Annotated in this window: 18 protein-coding genes; 14 read left to right on the forward strand and 4 right to left on the reverse strand. The window is 60.3% G+C overall.

The window, feature by feature from the left end:
* Positions 1-264 precede the first annotated feature (264 nt).
* The 4 genes from FIV05_RS09390 to FIV05_RS09405 all read left to right on the forward strand — a co-directional run bounded on the left by FIV05_RS09390 (position 265) and on the right by FIV05_RS09405 (position 3,390).
* Positions 265-1,149, forward strand: coding sequence for a peptidylprolyl isomerase (locus FIV05_RS09390; RefSeq protein ID WP_051990069.1), 885 nt, complete (start codon positions 265-267; stop codon positions 1,147-1,149).
* A 255-nt stretch (positions 1,150-1,404) separates the two neighbouring features.
* Positions 1,405-2,646 (forward strand): bifunctional glutamate N-acetyltransferase/amino-acid acetyltransferase ArgJ, encoded by a 1,242-nt coding sequence (argJ, locus tag FIV05_RS09395; protein WP_152509378.1) that lies wholly within the window; start codon positions 1,405-1,407, stop codon positions 2,644-2,646.
* Between the two features lie 85 nt (positions 2,647-2,731).
* Positions 2,732-3,133: an 8-oxo-dGTP diphosphatase MutT gene (gene mutT, locus FIV05_RS09400; RefSeq protein WP_055659610.1), complete on the forward strand. Its 402-nt coding sequence runs from the start codon at positions 2,732-2,734 to the stop codon at positions 3,131-3,133.
* Positions 3,134-3,162: 29 nt separating this feature from the next.
* Positions 3,163-3,390, forward strand: a complete 228-nt coding sequence (locus FIV05_RS09405) for a Flp family type IVb pilin (RefSeq protein ID WP_353622185.1) — start codon at positions 3,163-3,165, stop codon at positions 3,388-3,390.
* A gap of 20 nt (positions 3,391-3,410) precedes the next feature.
* On the opposite strand, the gene FIV05_RS09410 is transcribed toward FIV05_RS09405, so the two are convergent.
* Complete coding sequence (locus FIV05_RS09410) at positions 3,411-4,241, reverse strand: methyltransferase domain-containing protein (RefSeq protein ID WP_209010031.1); 831 nt, start codon at positions 4,239-4,241, stop codon at positions 3,411-3,413.
* Positions 4,242-4,536: 295 nt separating this feature from the next.
* On the opposite strand from FIV05_RS09410, the gene FIV05_RS09415 reads away from it, so the two are divergent.
* The 5 genes from FIV05_RS09415 to FIV05_RS09435 all read left to right on the forward strand — a co-directional run bounded on the left by FIV05_RS09415 (position 4,537) and on the right by FIV05_RS09435 (position 7,846).
* Positions 4,537-5,298 carry a ComF family protein gene (locus FIV05_RS09415; RefSeq protein WP_152509379.1) on the forward strand — a complete coding sequence of 254 codons (762 nt, stop codon included), beginning with the start codon at positions 4,537-4,539 and terminating at the stop codon, positions 5,296-5,298.
* A 111-nt stretch (positions 5,299-5,409) separates the two neighbouring features.
* The gene (gene grxC, locus FIV05_RS09420; protein WP_006932400.1) at positions 5,410-5,667 is read left to right on the forward strand and encodes a glutaredoxin 3; all 258 of its coding nucleotides are present in this window, start codon (positions 5,410-5,412) and stop codon (positions 5,665-5,667) included.
* 47 nt (positions 5,668-5,714) lie between these two features.
* Positions 5,715-6,569 carry a carbon-nitrogen hydrolase family protein gene (locus tag FIV05_RS09425; protein WP_152509380.1) on the forward strand — a complete coding sequence of 285 codons (855 nt, stop codon included), beginning with the start codon at positions 5,715-5,717 and terminating at the stop codon, positions 6,567-6,569.
* Positions 6,566-7,093, forward strand: a complete 528-nt coding sequence (locus FIV05_RS09430) for a DUF1178 family protein (RefSeq protein ID WP_152509381.1) — start codon at positions 6,566-6,568, stop codon at positions 7,091-7,093. Before FIV05_RS09425 ends, FIV05_RS09430 begins: the two co-directional genes overlap by 4 nt.
* A 360-nt stretch (positions 7,094-7,453) precedes the next feature.
* On the forward strand, positions 7,454-7,846 hold the full coding sequence (locus FIV05_RS09435; protein ID WP_152509382.1) for a response regulator: 393 nt from the start codon (positions 7,454-7,456) through the stop codon (positions 7,844-7,846).
* Positions 7,847-8,049: 203 nt separating this feature from the next.
* On the opposite strand, the gene FIV05_RS09440 is transcribed toward FIV05_RS09435, so the two are convergent.
* From FIV05_RS09440 to ubiG, 3 genes are all read right to left on the reverse strand, one after another.
* Positions 8,050-8,595 carry a hypothetical protein gene (locus FIV05_RS09440; protein WP_152509383.1) on the reverse strand — a complete coding sequence of 182 codons (546 nt, stop codon included), beginning with the start codon at positions 8,593-8,595 and terminating at the stop codon, positions 8,050-8,052.
* A gap of 230 nt (positions 8,596-8,825) precedes the next feature.
* A complete protein-coding gene (locus FIV05_RS09445; protein WP_152509384.1) occupies positions 8,826-9,521 on the reverse strand; it encodes an alpha/beta hydrolase in 696 nt (231 codons plus the stop codon).
* On the reverse strand, positions 9,521-10,282 hold the full coding sequence (gene ubiG / locus FIV05_RS09450; RefSeq protein WP_152509385.1) for a bifunctional 2-polyprenyl-6-hydroxyphenol methylase/3-demethylubiquinol 3-O-methyltransferase UbiG: 762 nt from the start codon (positions 10,280-10,282) through the stop codon (positions 9,521-9,523). Before ubiG ends, FIV05_RS09445 begins: the two co-directional genes overlap by 1 nt.
* 193 nt (positions 10,283-10,475) lie before the next feature.
* Here ubiG and FIV05_RS09455 point away from each other — a divergent pair, with 193 nt between their 5' ends.
* The 5 genes from FIV05_RS09455 to FIV05_RS09475 all read left to right on the forward strand — a co-directional run bounded on the left by FIV05_RS09455 (position 10,476) and on the right by FIV05_RS09475 (position 17,123).
* A complete protein-coding gene (locus tag FIV05_RS09455) occupies positions 10,476-11,726 on the forward strand; it encodes an aspartate kinase (RefSeq protein WP_023002988.1) in 1,251 nt (416 codons plus the stop codon).
* Between the two features lie 64 nt (positions 11,727-11,790).
* Positions 11,791-14,058: a phosphoenolpyruvate--protein phosphotransferase gene (gene ptsP, locus FIV05_RS09460; protein WP_152509386.1), complete on the forward strand. Its 2,268-nt coding sequence runs from the start codon at positions 11,791-11,793 to the stop codon at positions 14,056-14,058.
* 54 nt (positions 14,059-14,112) lie between these two features.
* A complete protein-coding gene (gene prfA / locus FIV05_RS09465; RefSeq protein WP_023002990.1) occupies positions 14,113-15,186 on the forward strand; it encodes a peptide chain release factor 1 in 1,074 nt (357 codons plus the stop codon).
* Position 15,187: 1 nt separating this feature from the next.
* Positions 15,188-16,036 carry a peptide chain release factor N(5)-glutamine methyltransferase gene (prmC, locus tag FIV05_RS09470; protein ID WP_152509387.1) on the forward strand — a complete coding sequence of 283 codons (849 nt, stop codon included), beginning with the start codon at positions 15,188-15,190 and terminating at the stop codon, positions 16,034-16,036.
* A gap of 391 nt (positions 16,037-16,427) precedes the next feature.
* Entirely contained in the window at positions 16,428-17,123 is a 696-nt protein-coding gene (locus FIV05_RS09475) for a DUF4167 domain-containing protein (RefSeq protein WP_152509388.1), read from the forward strand.
* The last annotated feature ends 57 nt before the right edge of the window (positions 17,124-17,180 follow it).

Consider the following 17,180-nt stretch of genomic DNA (forward strand, 5'->3'; position numbering starts at 1 on the left):
GGTCCTTCCCTACCGGGCGGCGCCAACTGGCAAAGAGGCGCCTGCCCATGAAATCGTCTCAATTGCTGTCCACTTTGCCGCCTGGCGCAGAGCGCTGGCCGGCATTCGCGGCCGAAAAGATGCCTTCCCGGCGCTACGGCCAGGACGCCCGACAGATAAGAGGGGGCTGAATGCTTGTCAACGCCGCAGGAATGCGCAATGTAGCCACGCCCCTGCAAGACAGGGGAAAGAAAGATTACTGTTCCGATACGTAAAGGACTACTCATGTTCCGAATTTCGATGCGCAGGCCGGCTCAGGCGCTTGCCGTTTCTCTCCTGGCGCTGTCGCTCGGATCCACCGTTCTGTCCGCTGCAGAACCGGACGATGTGGTCGCGAAAGTTGGCGACACGGAAATCACCGAAGCTGATCTCGCCTTTGCTGCGCAGGACCTTGGCAAGGAATTGCAGCGGTTCCCGCCGGCACAGTGGCGCAAGCTTCTTCTGGACGTCATGGTCGACATGGAACTGATGGCGCATGCCGCTCGTGAAGATGGCCTGGACAAGGATCCGGACTTCGAGCGCCAGCTCGACTTCCTGAAACTGCGTGCCTTGCGGAATGCTTACCTTGCCCAGAAAATCGACGGTGCGGTGACCGACGAAGAGGTTCAGGCGGCATACGACAAGGAATTCGCCGACTTCGAAGGTCCGGAAGAAATCAACGCCCGTCACATCCTGGTGAAGGAAAAGGCTGAAGCTGAAGCCCTTATCGCTGAACTGGACGGCGGCGCGGACTTCGCTGAACTGGCCCGCGAAAAATCTACTGGTCCGTCCGGTCCCAATGGCGGCAGCCTGGGGTACTTCGTCAAGGGGCAGATGGTTCCACCGTTCGAGGCTGCGGCCTTTGCGCTGGAGCCGGGCACCTACACCAAGGAGCCTGTCGAAACCCAGTTCGGCTGGCATGTGATCAAGCTCGAAGACAAGCGTCGTCAGGAAAAGCCGGCGTTCGAGGAAGTCGCAAACGGTCTGCGCCAGCAGCTGATGCGCGAGCGCTATGACGCCCGCATGGCCGAGCTGAAGGATCAGGTTGCAGTCGAGATCCTCGATGAAGCCCTTGCCAAGTCCGAAGAAGAAGGTGCTGCTGCCGAAGACGGTGCGGCCAAGACCGAATAAGGCAAACGCTGCCTGAAACCAGAAAGCCCGGCAGTCAGACTGCCGGGCTTTTTTGCAGCCCTTGTGCACCAAGCCCAAAAAGGCTTGAAAAGGCTTGCCTTTGTCCCATGCTTACGGCAAGAGCATCCAGTGTTCAGGCGAGCGCTGACAAGGTGCTCGCACGCATTTGAATGGATCAATGTCCGGACGGTCAAACGATCTCGATTGAGCGCCCGTTGATCCGGAACTTTGTATCATCTGACCGGGACCGCCTTGATGTCGACCACCGTATCTCCCCTTGCACCCAAGTCCTATCCCGAGATGCCGGAGATCGAGGGTGTTCAGTTTGCGACCGCCTCTGCCGGGATCAAGTACAAGGGCCGGACCGACGTCCTGCTGGCAACGGTTGCCGAGGGAACGGCCGTCGCAGGGGTCTTCACCCGTTCCAAGTGTTCTTCCGCGCCGGTTGACTGGTGCAAGGCTCGGGTCGGTGGCGGCAAGGCCCGCGCGCTCCTGGTCAATTCCGGCAATGCCAATGCCTTTACCGGCAAGAAGGGCAAGGCAGCTGTTGAACTGTCTGCTGAAATCGTCTCCAGGGAGCTTGGCTGCAGCGAGGGTGAAATCTTCCTGGCATCAACCGGCGTGATCGGCGAACCGCTTCCGGCGGACAAGTTTTCCGGTGTCATCGGAGAATTGAAGGCCAACCAGGGCAGCGCGAGCTGGCTGGATGCGGCCAAGGCGATCATGACGACAGACACCTATCCGAAGGTCTCCACTGCAAGCGTTGAACTGGATGGTGTTACCGTGACAATCAACGGCATTGCCAAGGGCGCGGGAATGATTGCGCCGGACATGGCCACCATGCTGTCGTTCATCTATACCGACGCTCCGATCGCTCCGGCTGTTCTCCAGGCTCTGCTCAGCGGGGAAGTCGACGGCAGCTTTAACGCGGTGACCGTCGACAGCGATACGTCCACCTCCGATACGGTGCTTCTGTTCGCGACCGGTGCAGCCGGCAAAAAGGGCGTGGAGAGCGTTGCCTCGCTCGATGATCCGCGCGTCGACGTGCTGAGGGCCGCTCTTGGCGACGTCATGCTGGACCTTTCCCATCAGATCGTCCGCGACGGCGAAGGCGCACGCAAATTCGTGGAAGTGCGGGTTGAAGGTGCCGAAAGCGACGGGTCCGCAAAGCGGATCGCGCTGTCGATTGCCAATTCGCCGCTGGTCAAGACGGCAATCGCCGGCGAAGACGCCAACTGGGGCCGCGTCGTCATGGCCGTCGGCAAGGCTGGTGAACCGGCCGACCGCGACAAGCTTGCCATCTGGTTCGGCGATGTGCGGGTGGCCGTGGAAGGTGAGCGCGATCCAGACTACAGCGAAGCGGCCGCCTCTGCCGTGATGGAGCAGGAAGACATTGTCATCCGGGTCGATCTCGGTCTCGGCAGCGGCCAGGCGGCGGTCTGGACCTGTGATCTCACCAAGGAATATGTCGCCATTAATGGCGACTACCGGAGCTGAGTTTCCCTAGCAGTTCTGACGGTACTGCCCGCAAACGTGCTTAACCGCGCGTTAATTCAGCGTTTCAGGATTGGACAATCTGCCAATGACCAAGATCGTGCTCGTCGCAGCTTGCGCCCTTGTGGATGCGGATGGTCGCATTCTTCTGGCGCAGCGGCCTGAAGGCAAATCCATGGCCGGACTGTGGGAATTCCCCGGCGGCAAGGTCGAGCAAGGCGAGCGTCCCGAGGAGACGCTGATACGCGAGCTGGAGGAAGAGCTCGGCATTGAAGTTAACGAAGCGTGTCTGGCGCCACTTACTTTTGCCAGCCACTCTTACGAAGATTTTCACCTACTTATGCCATTGTTCATTTGCCGCAGGTGGAATGGAACTCCACTCGGCAAGGAAGGCCAGGCGTTGAAATGGGTGCGGGCTGTCAGGCTGAGGGATTATCCGATGCCTGCCGCTGATGAACCTCTGATACCCCATCTCCTGGATGCCGTCTAAGCCCGTTTGTTCAAACCCCCGGGGGGCACATGCCGTTTCGATTTCAGTCCGTCGCAGACCGCATGTTGCAGGCCTTTCGCCGGGGAAGAGCTTTCGGAGATGACGAGCACGGCGCGACCATGATCGAATACGGTCTGATTGTCGGTTTCATCAGCATCGTCGTCCTGGTCGCCATGACCGCTATCGGTACTGCCATGCGCACCGATATCTTCGGAACAATTTCGACTGCCCTGCAAGGTGTGCTCGGTTCCAGCTGATCCTGGCCGTTCGGCTACCTCTAGTCGCCTATTTTCCGTTCCTGAACGCCAAGCGCGTCTGCGAGCCGTGTCTTGGCCGAGCCGGGGCGCAACGGTTTCTGCTGGCTTTCATGCGGCGCCCAGCCTGACAGCGTTACCAGTGAAAATGTCGCTCGGATCCTGCCGTCCGCATCGGCGTGGTTCTGCGCATAAAGTTCGGCCGCACGCAGCAATACCTGTCGAGATAGCGGCTTTCTGCTGCGGTCTTTCAACACGGATGTTGCACCCATGGCCCTGAGATCCGCCAACAGTGCGAACATCGTGTCGTAGCGCACCGTCAGACTGTCCAGATCCGTGACCGGCAGCGCAAAGCCTGCCCTTTGAAGCAGGCTGCCGAGGTCGCGCGTGTCGGCAAACGGCAGCACCCTTGCAGCCGCGCCGCCTTTTACTTCCAGCTCAGCCCGCGTGAGGCTGTCGCGTAGCTCGCTCAAGGTGCCGGCTCCGGGCAACGTCGCCAGAAACAGACCGTCCGGTTTCAAGGCGCGGCGGAGCTGTACCAGTGTTCCCGGCAGGTCGTTGACGAATTGGAGGTTGAGAGCGGAGACGATCAGATCCACCGATTGGTCGCCAAAAGGGATCAGGGCGTCATCGAAGACAAGGTCGGGGGCAGCAAGGCTCGGGTCGGCAGCAAACAGATCCGCGCGCAACACGAGGTCAGCCTTGCCGGACTGCCGGATTGCTTCGCTCACGTGAGCGCAGTGTCCGCCGAGATCGACAGCTACCGGAAACCGCCGATTGACCAGCAGCAGGCGGTCCTGCAGATCTTCGCTGACGGCTTTCAGCAGAAAGTCCGCACCCGGTTTGGCAGCCATCAGCGCCCGCAGGCGGCAGGTGCGGAAGAAGGAGCGGTCGAAGAGATCTGGTTGTGCGGTCACGGCAATCCCGGTTGTCATCGAACTTACCGCGGTCACATATGGTATCCGCCCGCCAAGGTCAAAGGCGCAAGGGTCGCGCCAGGCGGCTTGTGGAACAGGTTTCCAGAAAGTTCAGGCCGGTTCCTGCTTGTTTGGGCTGGCCAGATATGTGTTTTCGGTGCCAAGGTATTCCTCAGTTTGAAGGGGCATTCCTGTCGGGTGCCATTGGGGAGCGGTTTTGCGAAGCCTTGCGATGAACATTGCCGGCCTGCCGGAAGTCGCGGCGCGATTTGCGCTCGATTTCGTGCTGCCGCAGCGCTGCTTCAGCTGCGATGCGCGGGTGTCCGAGCAGACGGGATTGTGCGCGGAATGCTGGTCCCGGATGCCGTTCCTGGAGCGGCCCTGGTGTCAGCGGCTCGGTATTCCTTTCTCGTATGATGTCGGCGACGGTGCCTGGAGCCCGCAGGCGATCGCCTCGCCGCCTGTGTTCGACAGATTGCGGGCGGTGGCCTTTTATGATGGTCCTGCCCGGCAGATGGTGCATGCGCTGAAGTTTTCCGGGCGGCGGGAACTTGCCCGTCCGATGGCACGCTGGATGGCGCGTTCCGGCAACGAACTTCTGAGCAGGGACAGCCTGCTGGTGCCGGTGCCGCTGCACTGGATGCGACTGCTGCAGCGCCGGTTCAACCAGGCGGCTGATCTGGCGAAGGAAGTGGCCCGCGAATGCGGTGGCCAGTTCGAACCGCAGGTCCTCAAGCGGCAAAAGCGTACACGCCGGCAAGTTGGCCTGTCAGCCAAGGACCGCCACAAGAATGTCCGCTCGGCTTTCAAGGTCGATGGTGGCCGGGCCGATCTGGTTCAGGGACGTCACGTTGTGTTGATCGATGATGTGCTGACGACCGGATCAACGGTGTCGGCCTGCTGTAAATGCCTGCTTTCTTCAGGGGCAGCTTCCGTCGACGTGCTCACATTCGCGCAAGTCGACCCTGCTTTGCGCTCGGGCAACACGGTCTGATCCCGACAGTCTTCCTCTTGAGTTTTCGCCGCGCGCTCGCATATAACGCCCGGATTTGGTGCGCGGCGGTGCGGAAAAGCGTGCAGCTGCCAAAAAAAAGGAAAAGACCTGATGGCTGAAGTGGTGATCTATACGCGCCAGCTCTGCGGCTTCTGCACGGCGGCCAAGCGGCTGCTGGACAAGAAGGGCGTTGCCTACACGGAACACGATGCCACGTTCGATCCAGGCCTGCGCAAGGAGATGGTGCAGAAGGCCAATGGTCACTCAACGTTTCCGCAGGTCTTCGTCGGCAAAACCCATGTGGGCGGCTGCGACGATCTTCACGATCTGGAACGTGCAGGTAAACTGGACGCATTGCTCGCGTCCTGATTTACTGAACGAACAACCTTACCTACCAGGACGGAGACAGCGGTCGGATGACCTCATTCACGGCAGCATGCATTCAGCTGCGCAGCGGCAAGACGATTTCGGACAACGCCGATGCTGCGGAAAACCTGATCCGGGCAGCGGCAAAGGACGGCGCGCAATTCGTTCAAACGCCTGAAATGTCCAATGTTCTGGTACGCAGCCGCGAAGAACTGCTGGAGCGGATTTCCGATGCCGAAGACGACCTGTTCCTGAAAAGAGCGCGTGCGCTTGCAGCCGAGCTGGGCATCTATCTGCATCTGGGGTCGCTGGCCGTGCTTGCCGGCAACGGCAAGGTCGCCAACCGTGCCTTTCTGATCGGGCCTGACGGCAAGATCCTTGCGACCTACGACAAGATCCACATGTTCGACGTGGACCTGCCAAATGGCGAAAGCTGGCGCGAGTCCGCAACCTATGAACCTGGAACGCAGACGGTCATCGCGGATCTGCCCTTTGCCAAGGTCGGCATGGCTGTCTGTTACGATATAAGATTTCCGGCGATTTTCCGTACCCAGGCTCGTCAGGGTGCACAGGTTCTGACGGGGCCGGCAGCCTTTACCCGCCAGACCGGGCAGGCGCATTGGCACGTACTGCAGCGCTCCCGTGCCATTGAAAACGGTGCCTACGTGATTTCGGCTGCACAAGGCGGTACGCATGAAGACGGGCGTGAAACCTATGGTCACAGCCTGATTGTCGACCCCTGGGGTGCCGTTATCGCCGAGATCGATAATGATGACCCCGGCTACGTTCTCGCCGAGATCGACACCCAGAAGGTTGCCGATGCGCGGGCGCGCATCCCCGCGATCGCCAACGAGCGGGATTTCGTCAGCTGTCACGCGGATGGTCTGAAGGAGATTTCGGCGTGATCAAATACACGCTCGTTTGCGACAGTGCACATTCCTTCGAAGGCTGGTTCCGCAATTCCGATGATTTCGACGCGCAGTGTGCGCGAAAACTGGTTGTCTGCCCGATCTGCGGAGCAACCAGCGTTCAGAAAGGTTTGATGGCGCCGGCAGTTTCAACCGCACGCAAGCGGGAAGTGCTTGTCGGTGCCGCGCAGGCGGAAATGCAGTCGGTGGCCGCAGCCGCTGCCAACAAGGCCGATGCGCCGACGGCCGCTGCCTCGACCGAAATGCGCCCGTCCGCCCTGTTGCCGCAGGATGTGCAGCAGAAGGAAATCCTCGAAGCTCTTCGGCTGGTGCGTGCGCGTATCGTCGAAAGTTCGGAAAACGTCGGTCAGAATTTTGCGGCGGAAGCCCGCAAGATCCACTATGGCGAAGCTGAAGAACGCAGCATCTATGGCGAGACAACGCCCAAGGATGTCGAGGCATTGCTTGACGAGGGCATCCAGGTGTTCGCACTTCCTGAACTGCCTGACGACAAGAACTGAGTTCAGGCGACTTTCAGCTTGAAGTTCGTGGCGTACCCAGGAAAGGGCCGGGAGCTTCGCGTCCGGGTTGCCGGCCTCTGCAATTTCCCTGCAATCGCGGTTTCTCAGCCGTTTCGACGGAAGTTCAGGTTACCGGGAAGGAGGCGTTTCTCTTTCGGTAGTCTCAGATGAAGATCACGTAGAAGAAGATATATTGCGTTTATGTAGTAGGTTTGTTCCGAAAAATTTCTTACGTAGTGTTAATCATTGTTAATTATTTTGGATATTTAAAATTTACATCGACTTGGGAACTTTCTCGGGTTGTCGGTGTTGAATATTGAAACAAACATTTATAATCATGATGCTGTGCCGAGGTTCCCGATGTCGATGACTGAGATGAACATGCCCGATACGATACGTGTGATGGTGGCGGAAGATGAGCCGCTGATCGCCTGGATGCTGGAAGATATCCTGTCTGGCATGGGTTTGCAGGTTGTCGGGCCATTCGCGACCGTTGCCGAGGCACGTTCCTGCATGTCTTCCGAGCCGCCAGAGCTGGCGCTTCTGGATGTCGATCTGGCCGATGGCGTTGTCTATCCGCTGGCTGACACGCTGCATGCTCAGAAAGTGCCGATCATCTTCCATACCGGTAATACGGACAAGGTGGACCTGAAGAATCGCTATGGAGGGGCTGAAGTCGTTCCGAAGCCGTCCAACCCCAAGCGGTTGCAGATTGCCGTGGAAGCGGCCCGGACGCTGCTCAAACGGGCGTAAGCGCCCCTTCAGAGCGCGCTTTGCTGATCGGTTTGGGTTCTGGCGTCTTCCTGGCTTCCGAACTGTGCTACGCCGCAACGGCTTCATCGGGAGCTGGTGGAGCCAGGCGCCTGGAATTTTTCCATGACAGCCAAAATGAAAACCTGCTTCAGCCCGGGCGGATGAAGCAGGTTAATCGGTATAGGGCCGGTCAGGCGAGGATGTCAGGATTTCGCGGAAGACGGCTTGCGCCGCGCCTGTGCCGGTTTCAGCGCAGCCTTGGTTTCTTCCAGGCTTTCTTCTGCAGCCTTGCTCATCTCGTTGACGCTTTCCATCGCCGTTTCATTGAGCTCCTCAACCACGGCGGCGCTTTCAGAAAAGCTGTCACGGAAGAGGGCGGCCTGCTTCTCGAAATGGTCCTGATATTCGCTCGCCATTCTGGAATAGAAATCCTGCAGGGTTGCCATGGTTTCTTCCGGCGCAGCGCACTGGCTGAGGGACTTGGCGCATTCCATGTCCTGGTGCAGCCGGTGGCTGACGAAATTCATGTGGTCATCAAACGCCTTTTCGGCATGGGTCCACATGGTCTTGCCCACTTTCTGGAAGCTTGCGATGGCCTTGGCTTCAATTCGGTCTTCGCGCTCGGCAAACGCCCAGTTGGAAAAGGCAGGCATTGGCCATTCGGTCGGTGCCGGCCATTCCGGCAGCTTGGGCCATTCGGCCATCATGGCGCTGAAGTCGAAGGCACCTGTATTGCTTTTCGTCGGCATGAAAGATCCTCCGGTTGTTCGTGTGACGTCCTGCGGCTGGCCATGGCGTTCTTCGCCGGCTTGCCGTCCCCGGACCTGCGCATTCTGTCATTGCCAGCGCAGGGCCCCGCTCCAAAGGTGACGTAACTGTACCTTTGCATCAAGGCCAAGCTTTGACACGGATCAAATCGCATACCGATTCTTACGTAAAAGGCATTTGTGCCGCAGGTTTGTGCAGCCGATTTGCGGGCTTAAGGGAGATTGAGAAAATCGCGCAGTGTCGCCGTTACCTTTTCAGGGGCTTCAAGAGGTGACAGGTGGCCGCTGCCCTGGATCACCGCCAATTCGCTTTGGGGAATGTGGTCGTGGATTTCCTGCGAGATTTCAACCGGTGTGAGCCGGTCGCCATCACCGACCAGCACAAGCGTGGGGCATGCGATTTCGCCGAGACGGGGGCGGGAATCGATGCGGTTGATAAGCGCGGTCTGCTGGCGGATGAAGGCCTCGGGCCCGGTTTCCTGAGCCATCTCGACGACGATTGCCTTCAGCTCTTCGTCTTCTTCGCGCTTTTCATGAACGAACCCGGGGTAAAGCAGATGGGGCACCTTGGAAAAGCCCTTCTTGCGGGTCAGGTCGATGAGGAACTGCCGGCGCTCCGACTGGTCGGGCGTATCCGGCCGGGAGTTGGTGTCCAGAAGAGCAAGCTTGCCGACCCGCTCCGGCGCTTCGCGCATGATTTCCATGGCGACATAGCCGCCCATGGACAGGGCGATCAGCGAAAACCGCTCCGGTGCTTTTTCCAGGATGCTGGCGGCGATCGCCTTGATGCTGTCATGTTCGCGGTGGTTTGCCACCATGATCGGTCGGTCGGCAAAGGCAACTATCTGCGGGGCGTAGAGCGCTTCGGTACACAGAAGGCCCGGTACGAACAGGATCGGATCGCTCATCAGCTGTTTTTCGCCCGTTCCGCCAGCAGCATGTAGTTCACGTCCATGTCGCGCGATCTGGCCCAGGTGTCTGTCAGCGGGTTGTAGGTGACGCCGCAACGATCGATCATGGTGAGCCCCGCGGTCTGAAGCGGGCCTTCGATTTCGGAAGGGCGGACCAGCTTTTCGTAGGAATGGGTGCCCTTCGGCAGCCAGCGCAGCACGTATTCGGCACCGACGATGGCAAGTGCATAGGCTTTCAGCGTGCGATTGATGGTCGCGACGAACATCAGCCCACCCGGACGGACCATTTGCGCGGTGGCCTCCAGGAACAGCGGTACATCGGCGACGTGCTCGACCACTTCCATGTTGAACACAACGTCAAAGGTCTCCCCCGCCGCTGCCAATGCTTCCGCGGTTTCTGCCCTGTAGTCGATTTCGAGGCCGGAAGTCTTCATGTGAAGGCGGGCGATCTCGATGTTGATTTCGGACGGGTCCGCGCCGACCACATCGGCACCAAGCCGTGCCATCGGTTCGCTCAACAGGCCGCCGCCACAGCCGATATCGAGGCAGCGCAGCCCCTTGAATGCGTCCGTGGTCTTCGGGTCGCGGCCGAAATGCCGGCAGACATGGTCCTTGATGTAGCCCAGCCGCACCGGGCTGAACTTGTGCAATGGCTTGAACTTGCCCGTCGGGTCCCACCACTCTTCTGCCATGGCGGAAAAGCGCGCGACTTCCTCGCTGTCGATCGTGCTTCTGGTTTCCTGAGCCCTGCCAGTCATCGGACGGTCCTTTCAAGAGCGTGAAGCGGCTTGGCGCTTCGCCTGGTCATTCAACGGTTCGAAGTCGTTCCAAGGTCTGAGACTATTTGTCAAGACACCCAGTTGCAGCAAAGGAACGCAGCCTGTATGCATGTGCGCCGATCCCAGAGGCGCAACAGCGCTTCCAGACACGACTATAAAGAATACGAGTGGTATGGCCCGACTGGTTTTAAAATTTGGCGGGACTTCGGTTGCCGATCTCGATCGCATCCGTAACGTCGCCCGCCATGTCAAACGGGAAGTGGACGCCGGCCATCAGGTCGCGGTGGTAGTTTCGGCCATGGCCGGACAGACCAACAAGCTGGTGGAGTTTTGCCGTGAGGCATCACCGCTCCACGATGCCCGCGAATATGATGCCGTGGTTGCTTCCGGCGAGCAGGTGACGTCCGGTCTCCTGGCCATCGTGCTGCAGGACATGGGTGTCAACGCCCGGTCGTGGCAAGGCTGGCAGGTGCCGATCAAGACCGACGAGAACCACGGCGCGGCCCGCATCCGCGACATCGAGGGAGGCTTCCTGAGCGAGCGTCTCGAGCAGGGCCAGGTGGCCGTGCTCGCGGGCTTCCAGGGTGTGGCGCCGGACAACCGGATCGCGACCCTGGGTCGCGGCGGGTCCGACACCAGCGCCGTTGCCATCGCCGCTGCCATCAAGGCCGACCGCTGTGATATCTATACCGATGTCGACGGCGTCTACACCACCGATCCGCGCATCGTGCCCAAGGCGCAGCGTCTTGACCGGGTGTCTTTCGAGGAAATGCTCGAAATGGCCTCGCTCGGCGCCAAGGTGCTCCAGGTGCGCTCCGTGGAAATGGCCATGGTTCATGGCGTCAGAACATTCGTGCGCTCCAGCTTTGACGATCCGGATGCGCCCCAGGTCGGCGAGAACGGCCTTCCGATTGGAACTCTTATTTGCGACGAGGATGAACTCGTGGAACAGCAGGTTGTCACCGGCATCGCCTACGCCAAGGACGAAGCCCAGATCTCTCTTCGTGACGTTGCCGACAAGCCGGGTGTCGCCGAATCCGTGTTCGGTCCGCTGGCGGATGCCAACATCAACGTCGACATGATCGTCCAGAACATTTCGCCGGATGGCAAGACCACCGACATCACCTTCACAGTTCCCGAGGGCGATTTCGAACGCGCCAACAAGGTGCTGGAAGACAATCGCGGCGTCATCGGTTTCCAGAACCTTGAGGGCGCCCGTGACGTGGTGAAAGTCTCCGTCATCGGCATCGGCATGCGCTCGCATGCAGGCATCGCGGCCCAGTGTTTCCGCGGCCTCGCGTCCAAGGGTATCAACATCCGGGCCATCACCACATCCGAGATCAAGATCTCTGTGCTTATTGATTCAGCATATGCAGAACTTGCGGTGCGGACTCTGCATTCGCTATACGGGTTGGACGGATAGTTCATCCGGGAGGCAGGCCCCTGTAGAAAAGGGGCCTGTTTGAAGCGGGATCAACGGGGGCGCTATGCGCAGCAACCTAGCCGGACCGCGCCTTCTGCTCCGTCGGCTTCGCGAAGTCATGGCGGAGCCGATCACGGCGCAGGAGCGACTCGACAAGATCGTGGTGTTGATCGCCTCGAACGTCGTCGCGGAAGTCTGTTCCGTTTATATCCTGCGCGCCGATGGTGTTCTCGAACTCTATGCGACCGAAGGTCTGAAGAGCGAAGCGGTCCACAATGCCTCGCTGCGCGTCGGCCAGGGTCTTGTCGGCCTGATCGCGGCCGAAGCCCGGCCGCTGAACCTGCCCAACGCCAGTGCCCACCCGGGCTTTGCCTATCTGCCGGAAACGGGTGAAGAGGCCTATAATTCCTTCCTCGGTGTGCCGATCCTGAGGGCCGGCCGGACACTTGGCGTGCTTGTCGTCCAGAACAAGTCTCACCGGACCTATCTGGAAGACGAAGTCGAAGCGCTGCAGACGACGGCCATGGTGATCGCCGAAATGGTGGCCGCCGGCGAACTGGAAGCCATTTCCCAGAAGGCCACCGGTCTGGATCTTTCCCGGCCGATCACCTCCAACGGTGTTGGCCTTGCCGAAGGTGTCGGCCTCGGTCATGTGGTTCTGCATGAACCGCGTGTCGTCGTCACGAACCTGATCGCTGAAGATACGGACCGGGAAAAGGGGCGCCTGGAAGCTGCCATCAACCGGCTGCGGCTTTCGATCGACGATCTGCTGGCCAGCGGAGAGATCGCGGCCATCGGCGAGCACCGCGAGGTGCTGGAAGCCTACCGCATGTTTGCTTACGACCGCGGCTGGATCCGGAAGATCGAGGAAGCGATCCGCAACGGCCTGACCGCCGAGGCTGCCGTCGAAAAGGTCCAGAGTGACACGCGCGCCCGGATGCTGCGCCAGACCGATCCGTATCTGCGTGAGCGCCTGCACGACCTCGACGACCTTGCCCACAGGCTTATCCGCGAACTCATGGGCCGCGAACACGGCCCGGGCCTGGATGAACTGCCCCAGGATGCGATCGTCGTTGGCCGCAACATGGGTGCGGCGGAACTGCTGGACTACGGCCGCGACCGCATTCGCGGCCTGGTGCTGGAAGAGGGCGGTCCGACAAGCCACGTGACCATCGTTGCCAGGGCGCTCGGTATCCCGACGGTCGGACTCGTGGATGATATCGTCAGCCTGGCCGATGGCGGCGACGCGATCATCGTGGATGGCGACACCGGCGAAGTGCACTTGCGCCCGGCCGCCGATCTGGAAAATGCCTACGCGGAAAAAGTCCGCTTCCGTGCGCGGCGACAGGCCCAGTACCGGCGCCTGCGCAACAAGCCGTCCGTCACGCGGGACGGCGTCGACATCTCGCTTCAGATGAATGCGGGTCTTCTCGTCGACCTGCCGCACCTGGATGAGGCTGGCGCAGCCGGGGTAGGCCTGTTCCGCACCGAACTGCAGTTCATGGTGGCGTCTTCGTTCCCGCGCATGCGGGAGCAGCAGTCCCAGTACAGCCAGGTTCTCGATGCGGCGGCGGGCCGGCCGGTTACGTTCCGCTCGCTCGATATCGGCGGTGACAAGGTGCTGCCGTATCTACGCTCGATCCAGGAGGAAAACCCGGCGATGGGCTGGCGCGCACTGCGCCTCGGCCTTGATCGGCCGGGCCTGCTCAGAACCCAGATCCGAGCTTTGCTGCATGCGGCCGCTGGCCGGGACCTGAAACTGATGTTCCCGATGGTCGCCGTGGTCGATGAATTCCTGCAGGCCAAATCGTTGGTGGACAAGGAAGTCAAACACCTGCGCCGCCACGGTCACGCCACGCCGGAAAACATCCGCCTGGGCGTGATGGTGGAAGTGCCTTCGCTGCTGTTCCAACTGGAAGAGCTGATGGGCCATGTCGACTTCGTGTCTGTCGGTTCCAACGATCTGTTCCAGTTCTTCTGTGCGGTCGACCGGGGCAACACGCGTGTTGCCGACAGGTTCGACACATTGGGCGTCGGCTTCCTACGGGCCTTGAAATCCATCGTGGATGCCGCAAATAAGGCTCATGTGCCCGTGACCCTTTGCGGAGAGCTTGCAGGCCGTCCGCTTGAAGGCATGGCGCTGATCGGCCTGGGATTCAGGGACCTTTCCATGGCGCCCGCGTCTCTTGGGCCGGTGAAAGCCATGCTTCGGACCCTCGATGCCGGCCGCCTGTCCGCCAGGTTGCTGCCGCGACTGGAGCCGGGACACGATGACAGCAACATACGGGAAGTGTTGAAGCGCTTTGCCGCCGAAACCGATGTTGCCCTTTAGCGCTAACGGGCGTAACTCACCGTCAAAGCGATAATTTCTGGAGAATCAGCGCGTATGCTGGCGCGTCACAAACTTGATACCCTGCTGGACCGGTTCGCTGAACTCGAACACATGATGTCCGCCAATCCGGATCCGGGCGCTTATGTAAAGCTGTCGCGGGAATATGCCGGACTGGAGCCGTTGGTCGGCAAAATCCGTGCATTGATCAAGGCGGAACAGGATCTGGCCGGTGCAAAGTCACTGGTGCAGGATCCGTCCTCCGACGCGGAAATGCGCGAGCTTGCCGAGATGGAGCGCGACGAGCTGGAAGAGCGCGTCGAAGAACTGGCCCAGGATGTACGCATCGGGCTGTTGCCGAAGGACGAGGCGGACTCCAACGATGCCATCCTGGAAGTGCGGGCGGGGACCGGCGGCGACGAGGCGGCTCTCTTTGCCGGTGATCTCTTCCGCATGTACCAGCGTTATGCCGAACTTCAGGGCTGGAAGGTGGAAATCCTGTCTGCCAGCGAAGGTGAAGTCGGCGGCTACAAGGAAGTGATCGCGTCCGTTTCCGGCGACAACGTTTTTGCCAAGATGAAATTCGAGTCCGGTGTTCACCGGGTGCAACGGGTGCCAGCGACCGAGTCGGGCGGACGTATTCATACGTCGGCGGCAACCGTTGCCGTGCTGCCTCAGGCGGAGGACGTCGATATCGACGTTCAGGAGAGCGACTTGAGGATCGACACCTATCGCGCATCGGGCGCAGGTGGTCAGCACGTCAACACGACCGATTCTGCCGTGCGCATCACGCACTTGCCGACGGGTATCGTCGTCGCCGTTCAGGATGAACGCTCGCAGCACAAGAACAAGGCGCGAGCCATGCAGCTTCTGCGGGCGCGCATCTATGACGAGGAGCGCGAGCGGGCTGCGAGCGAGCGGACCGAGGCCCGGCGCCTACAGGTCGGGTCCGGCGACCGATCGGAGCGTATCCGCACCTACAACTACCCGCAGGGCCGCGTGACAGATCATCGTATCGGCTTGACGCTCTACAAGCTGGAGCAGATCCTTTCCGGGGAAGCACTCGGCGAGGTCATCGAGCCGTTGATCCTGGACCACCAGGCCAATCTTCTGGCAACCGAAGAGGCCTGAGGTGACCATCGGCCAGCTTTACCGGTCCGTGCGCGACCGGTTTCGGGTGGCCGGTTTGCCGACACCGGAACTGGATGCAAGGCTTCTGGTCAGCGCGGCGCTCGAGCTGCCCCTGTCGGATCTTGTCTTTCGAGAACAGGAAGAGGCAGCACCTGGTGCGGCCGAACTTGCAGAGGCCCATGCGCGGAAACGCCTGGAAGGCATGCCCGTCGGCCGGATACTCGGAGAACGAGATTTCTACGGTCGGCGATTTTGTTTGAACGAGGCAACGCTGGAGCCCCGGCCGGACACTGAAACCCTGATCGATGCCGTTCTGGAAAGATGTGCTCCTGAAGAAGCACCGTTTATCTGCGATATCGGCACGGGCACGGGAGCGATCGCCGTCACGTTGCTGGCCGAGTTGCCCCGAAGCCGGATGATCGCGGTGGACCTCTCGGAACAGGCGCTTGAATGTGCTGCAGGCAACGCCTCTCTGCACGGCGTGGAAGACCGGTTTCTTCCCGTGCGGGCGGACTATACCTCCGCCCTGCGGCCGGAAAGCGGCTTCGACTGGGTCGTCAGCAACCCGCCCTATATCCGCAGCGCTGTCCTCGCCGAGTTATCGCGCGAAGTGATTCAGCATGACCCGAAGCTTGCTCTTGACGGCGGCGAGGACGGCCTGACAGCCTATGTTCGTATTGTCACGGATGCGGTGAAGCTGCTGCGCCCGGGCGGTTGGATTGCTCTCGAAATCGGCTTCGATCAAGGAGAGGAGCTGAAAAAACAGCTGCGTCATCATGGCTTTGTAGAGATTGAAATCATTAAAGATCTTTCCGGAAACGACCGTGTCGTGGTGGGGCGCAGGCTCTAATTTTGCGGATTTGATCCAAAGGCGAAAAAGCACTTGGAAATCGCAACGGAAACGGGTACGTTCCTCTTGCCGAGACCGGAAATGTTATCAGCGTTTAGCGGGGCATGCGCATCCGGCAGCTGGGAACCGGCGCAACTTCAGCGTTTTGGAAACCGTTGCAAATCGGACTATCCGGTGTTTCGGACTGTCGAAGAAAAAGACAATCGCGTTGGCCAGCGGCCTTTAGCGCGCTGCGTATGTTTTCAATGACAGCCGCTAACCAGCATTGTTGGTTTCGGCAGGTATTTCGTGTCGGTTTTAGGCAATTCCGATGTTGGGTCAGCGTCAAGCTGACCGCCGTTCCTTAAGAGAAAACGGCAGGATGAGACCAGGTAATCAAAGCAATAAGCGTATGCGCGGACGGGGCCGCAAGGGCCCAAATCCGTTAACCCGGACTTACGAATCAAACGGTCCTGATGTGAAAATCCGCGGTACTGCGATGCACGTTGCAGAGAAGTACCAGCAGCTTGCACGGGATGCCCAGGCATCCGGCGACCGGGTGATGTCCGAGAACTATAACCAGCATGCGGAGCACTATCTGCGCATTGTGGCTGCCGCGCAGCCGCAACAGCAGCCGATGGCGCATGCCTCTTCCCGCAACGAAGCCGAAGACGGTTTCGAAGCCGCGGCAACGAATGGCTCAGGCCACTCCAATGGTACAGAACGGCCTTCCCAGGACGTGTCCTCCTCGGACAACGACCTGATGGATGCCGACAGCCCGCAGCCTTTCATCGACGACATGCCTGTCATCGATCAAGAAGGTAAGGTCAACGGCGCTTCCCAGAAGGCAGAGAAAGCCGAAGCCGGCGACGACGAAGCGGACGAAAAGCCGCGCCGCCGCCCCCGGACACCTCGTGCGCGCACGCCGCGCCGGGCTTCCGGTGATCAGGCTGACGCAGGCCAGGCTACGGCGGAAGCCGCGGACGGTGCTGAAGCTTCCGGCGGTTCCGACGAAGCGGATCAGCCGAAACCGCGCCGCCGGGTTGCGCGCCCGCGCCGTGCCAAGGCAGCTGAAGAGGCTCCGGCCGAGGCACCTGCCGGAGAATGATCCGGTAGATAGTCAGCCTCGATAAAGCTGAAACAGATAAAACGGCGTCCATGATGG

This window comes from Labrenzia sp. THAF191a (assembly GCF_009363335.1).
In the GTDB taxonomy this organism is placed as follows: domain Bacteria; phylum Pseudomonadota; class Alphaproteobacteria; order Rhizobiales; family Stappiaceae; genus Roseibium; species Roseibium algicola.

What these genes read in the sequence shown, in the direction of transcription:
- FIV05_RS09425 (WP_152509380.1), top strand. Translation starts at nt 5,715, where the DNA reads ATGACCTCATTCACGGCAGCATGCATTCAGCTGCGCAGCGGCAAGACG.
- grxC (WP_006932400.1), top strand. Translation starts at nt 5,410, where the DNA reads ATGGCTGAAGTGGTGATCTATACGCGCCAGCTCTGCGGCTTCTGCACG.
- FIV05_RS09410 (WP_209010031.1), bottom strand. Translation starts at nt 4,241, where the DNA reads ATGGCTGCCAAACCGGGTGCGGACTTTCTGCTGAAAGCCGTCAGCGAA.
- FIV05_RS09390 (WP_051990069.1), top strand. Translation starts at nt 265, where the DNA reads ATGTTCCGAATTTCGATGCGCAGGCCGGCTCAGGCGCTTGCCGTTTCT.
- prfA (WP_023002990.1), top strand. Translation starts at nt 14,113, where the DNA reads ATGCTGGCGCGTCACAAACTTGATACCCTGCTGGACCGGTTCGCTGAA.
- ubiG (WP_152509385.1), bottom strand. Translation starts at nt 10,282, where the DNA reads ATGACTGGCAGGGCTCAGGAAACCAGAAGCACGATCGACAGCGAGGAA.
- FIV05_RS09405 (WP_353622185.1), top strand. Translation starts at nt 3,163, where the DNA reads ATGCCGTTTCGATTTCAGTCCGTCGCAGACCGCATGTTGCAGGCCTTT.
- FIV05_RS09445 (WP_152509384.1), bottom strand. Translation starts at nt 9,521, where the DNA reads ATGAGCGATCCGATCCTGTTCGTACCGGGCCTTCTGTGTACCGAAGCG.
- ptsP (WP_152509386.1), top strand. Translation starts at nt 11,791, where the DNA reads ATGCGCAGCAACCTAGCCGGACCGCGCCTTCTGCTCCGTCGGCTTCGC.
- FIV05_RS09455 (WP_023002988.1), top strand. Translation starts at nt 10,476, where the DNA reads ATGGCCCGACTGGTTTTAAAATTTGGCGGGACTTCGGTTGCCGATCTC.
- argJ (WP_152509378.1), top strand. Translation starts at nt 1,405, where the DNA reads ATGTCGACCACCGTATCTCCCCTTGCACCCAAGTCCTATCCCGAGATG.
- FIV05_RS09475 (WP_152509388.1), top strand. Translation starts at nt 16,428, where the DNA reads ATGCGCGGACGGGGCCGCAAGGGCCCAAATCCGTTAACCCGGACTTAC.
- FIV05_RS09435 (WP_152509382.1), top strand. Translation starts at nt 7,454, where the DNA reads ATGTCGATGACTGAGATGAACATGCCCGATACGATACGTGTGATGGTG.
- FIV05_RS09440 (WP_152509383.1), bottom strand. Translation starts at nt 8,595, where the DNA reads ATGCCGACGAAAAGCAATACAGGTGCCTTCGACTTCAGCGCCATGATG.
- FIV05_RS09415 (WP_152509379.1), top strand. Translation starts at nt 4,537, where the DNA reads ATGAACATTGCCGGCCTGCCGGAAGTCGCGGCGCGATTTGCGCTCGAT.
- mutT (WP_055659610.1), top strand. Translation starts at nt 2,732, where the DNA reads ATGACCAAGATCGTGCTCGTCGCAGCTTGCGCCCTTGTGGATGCGGAT.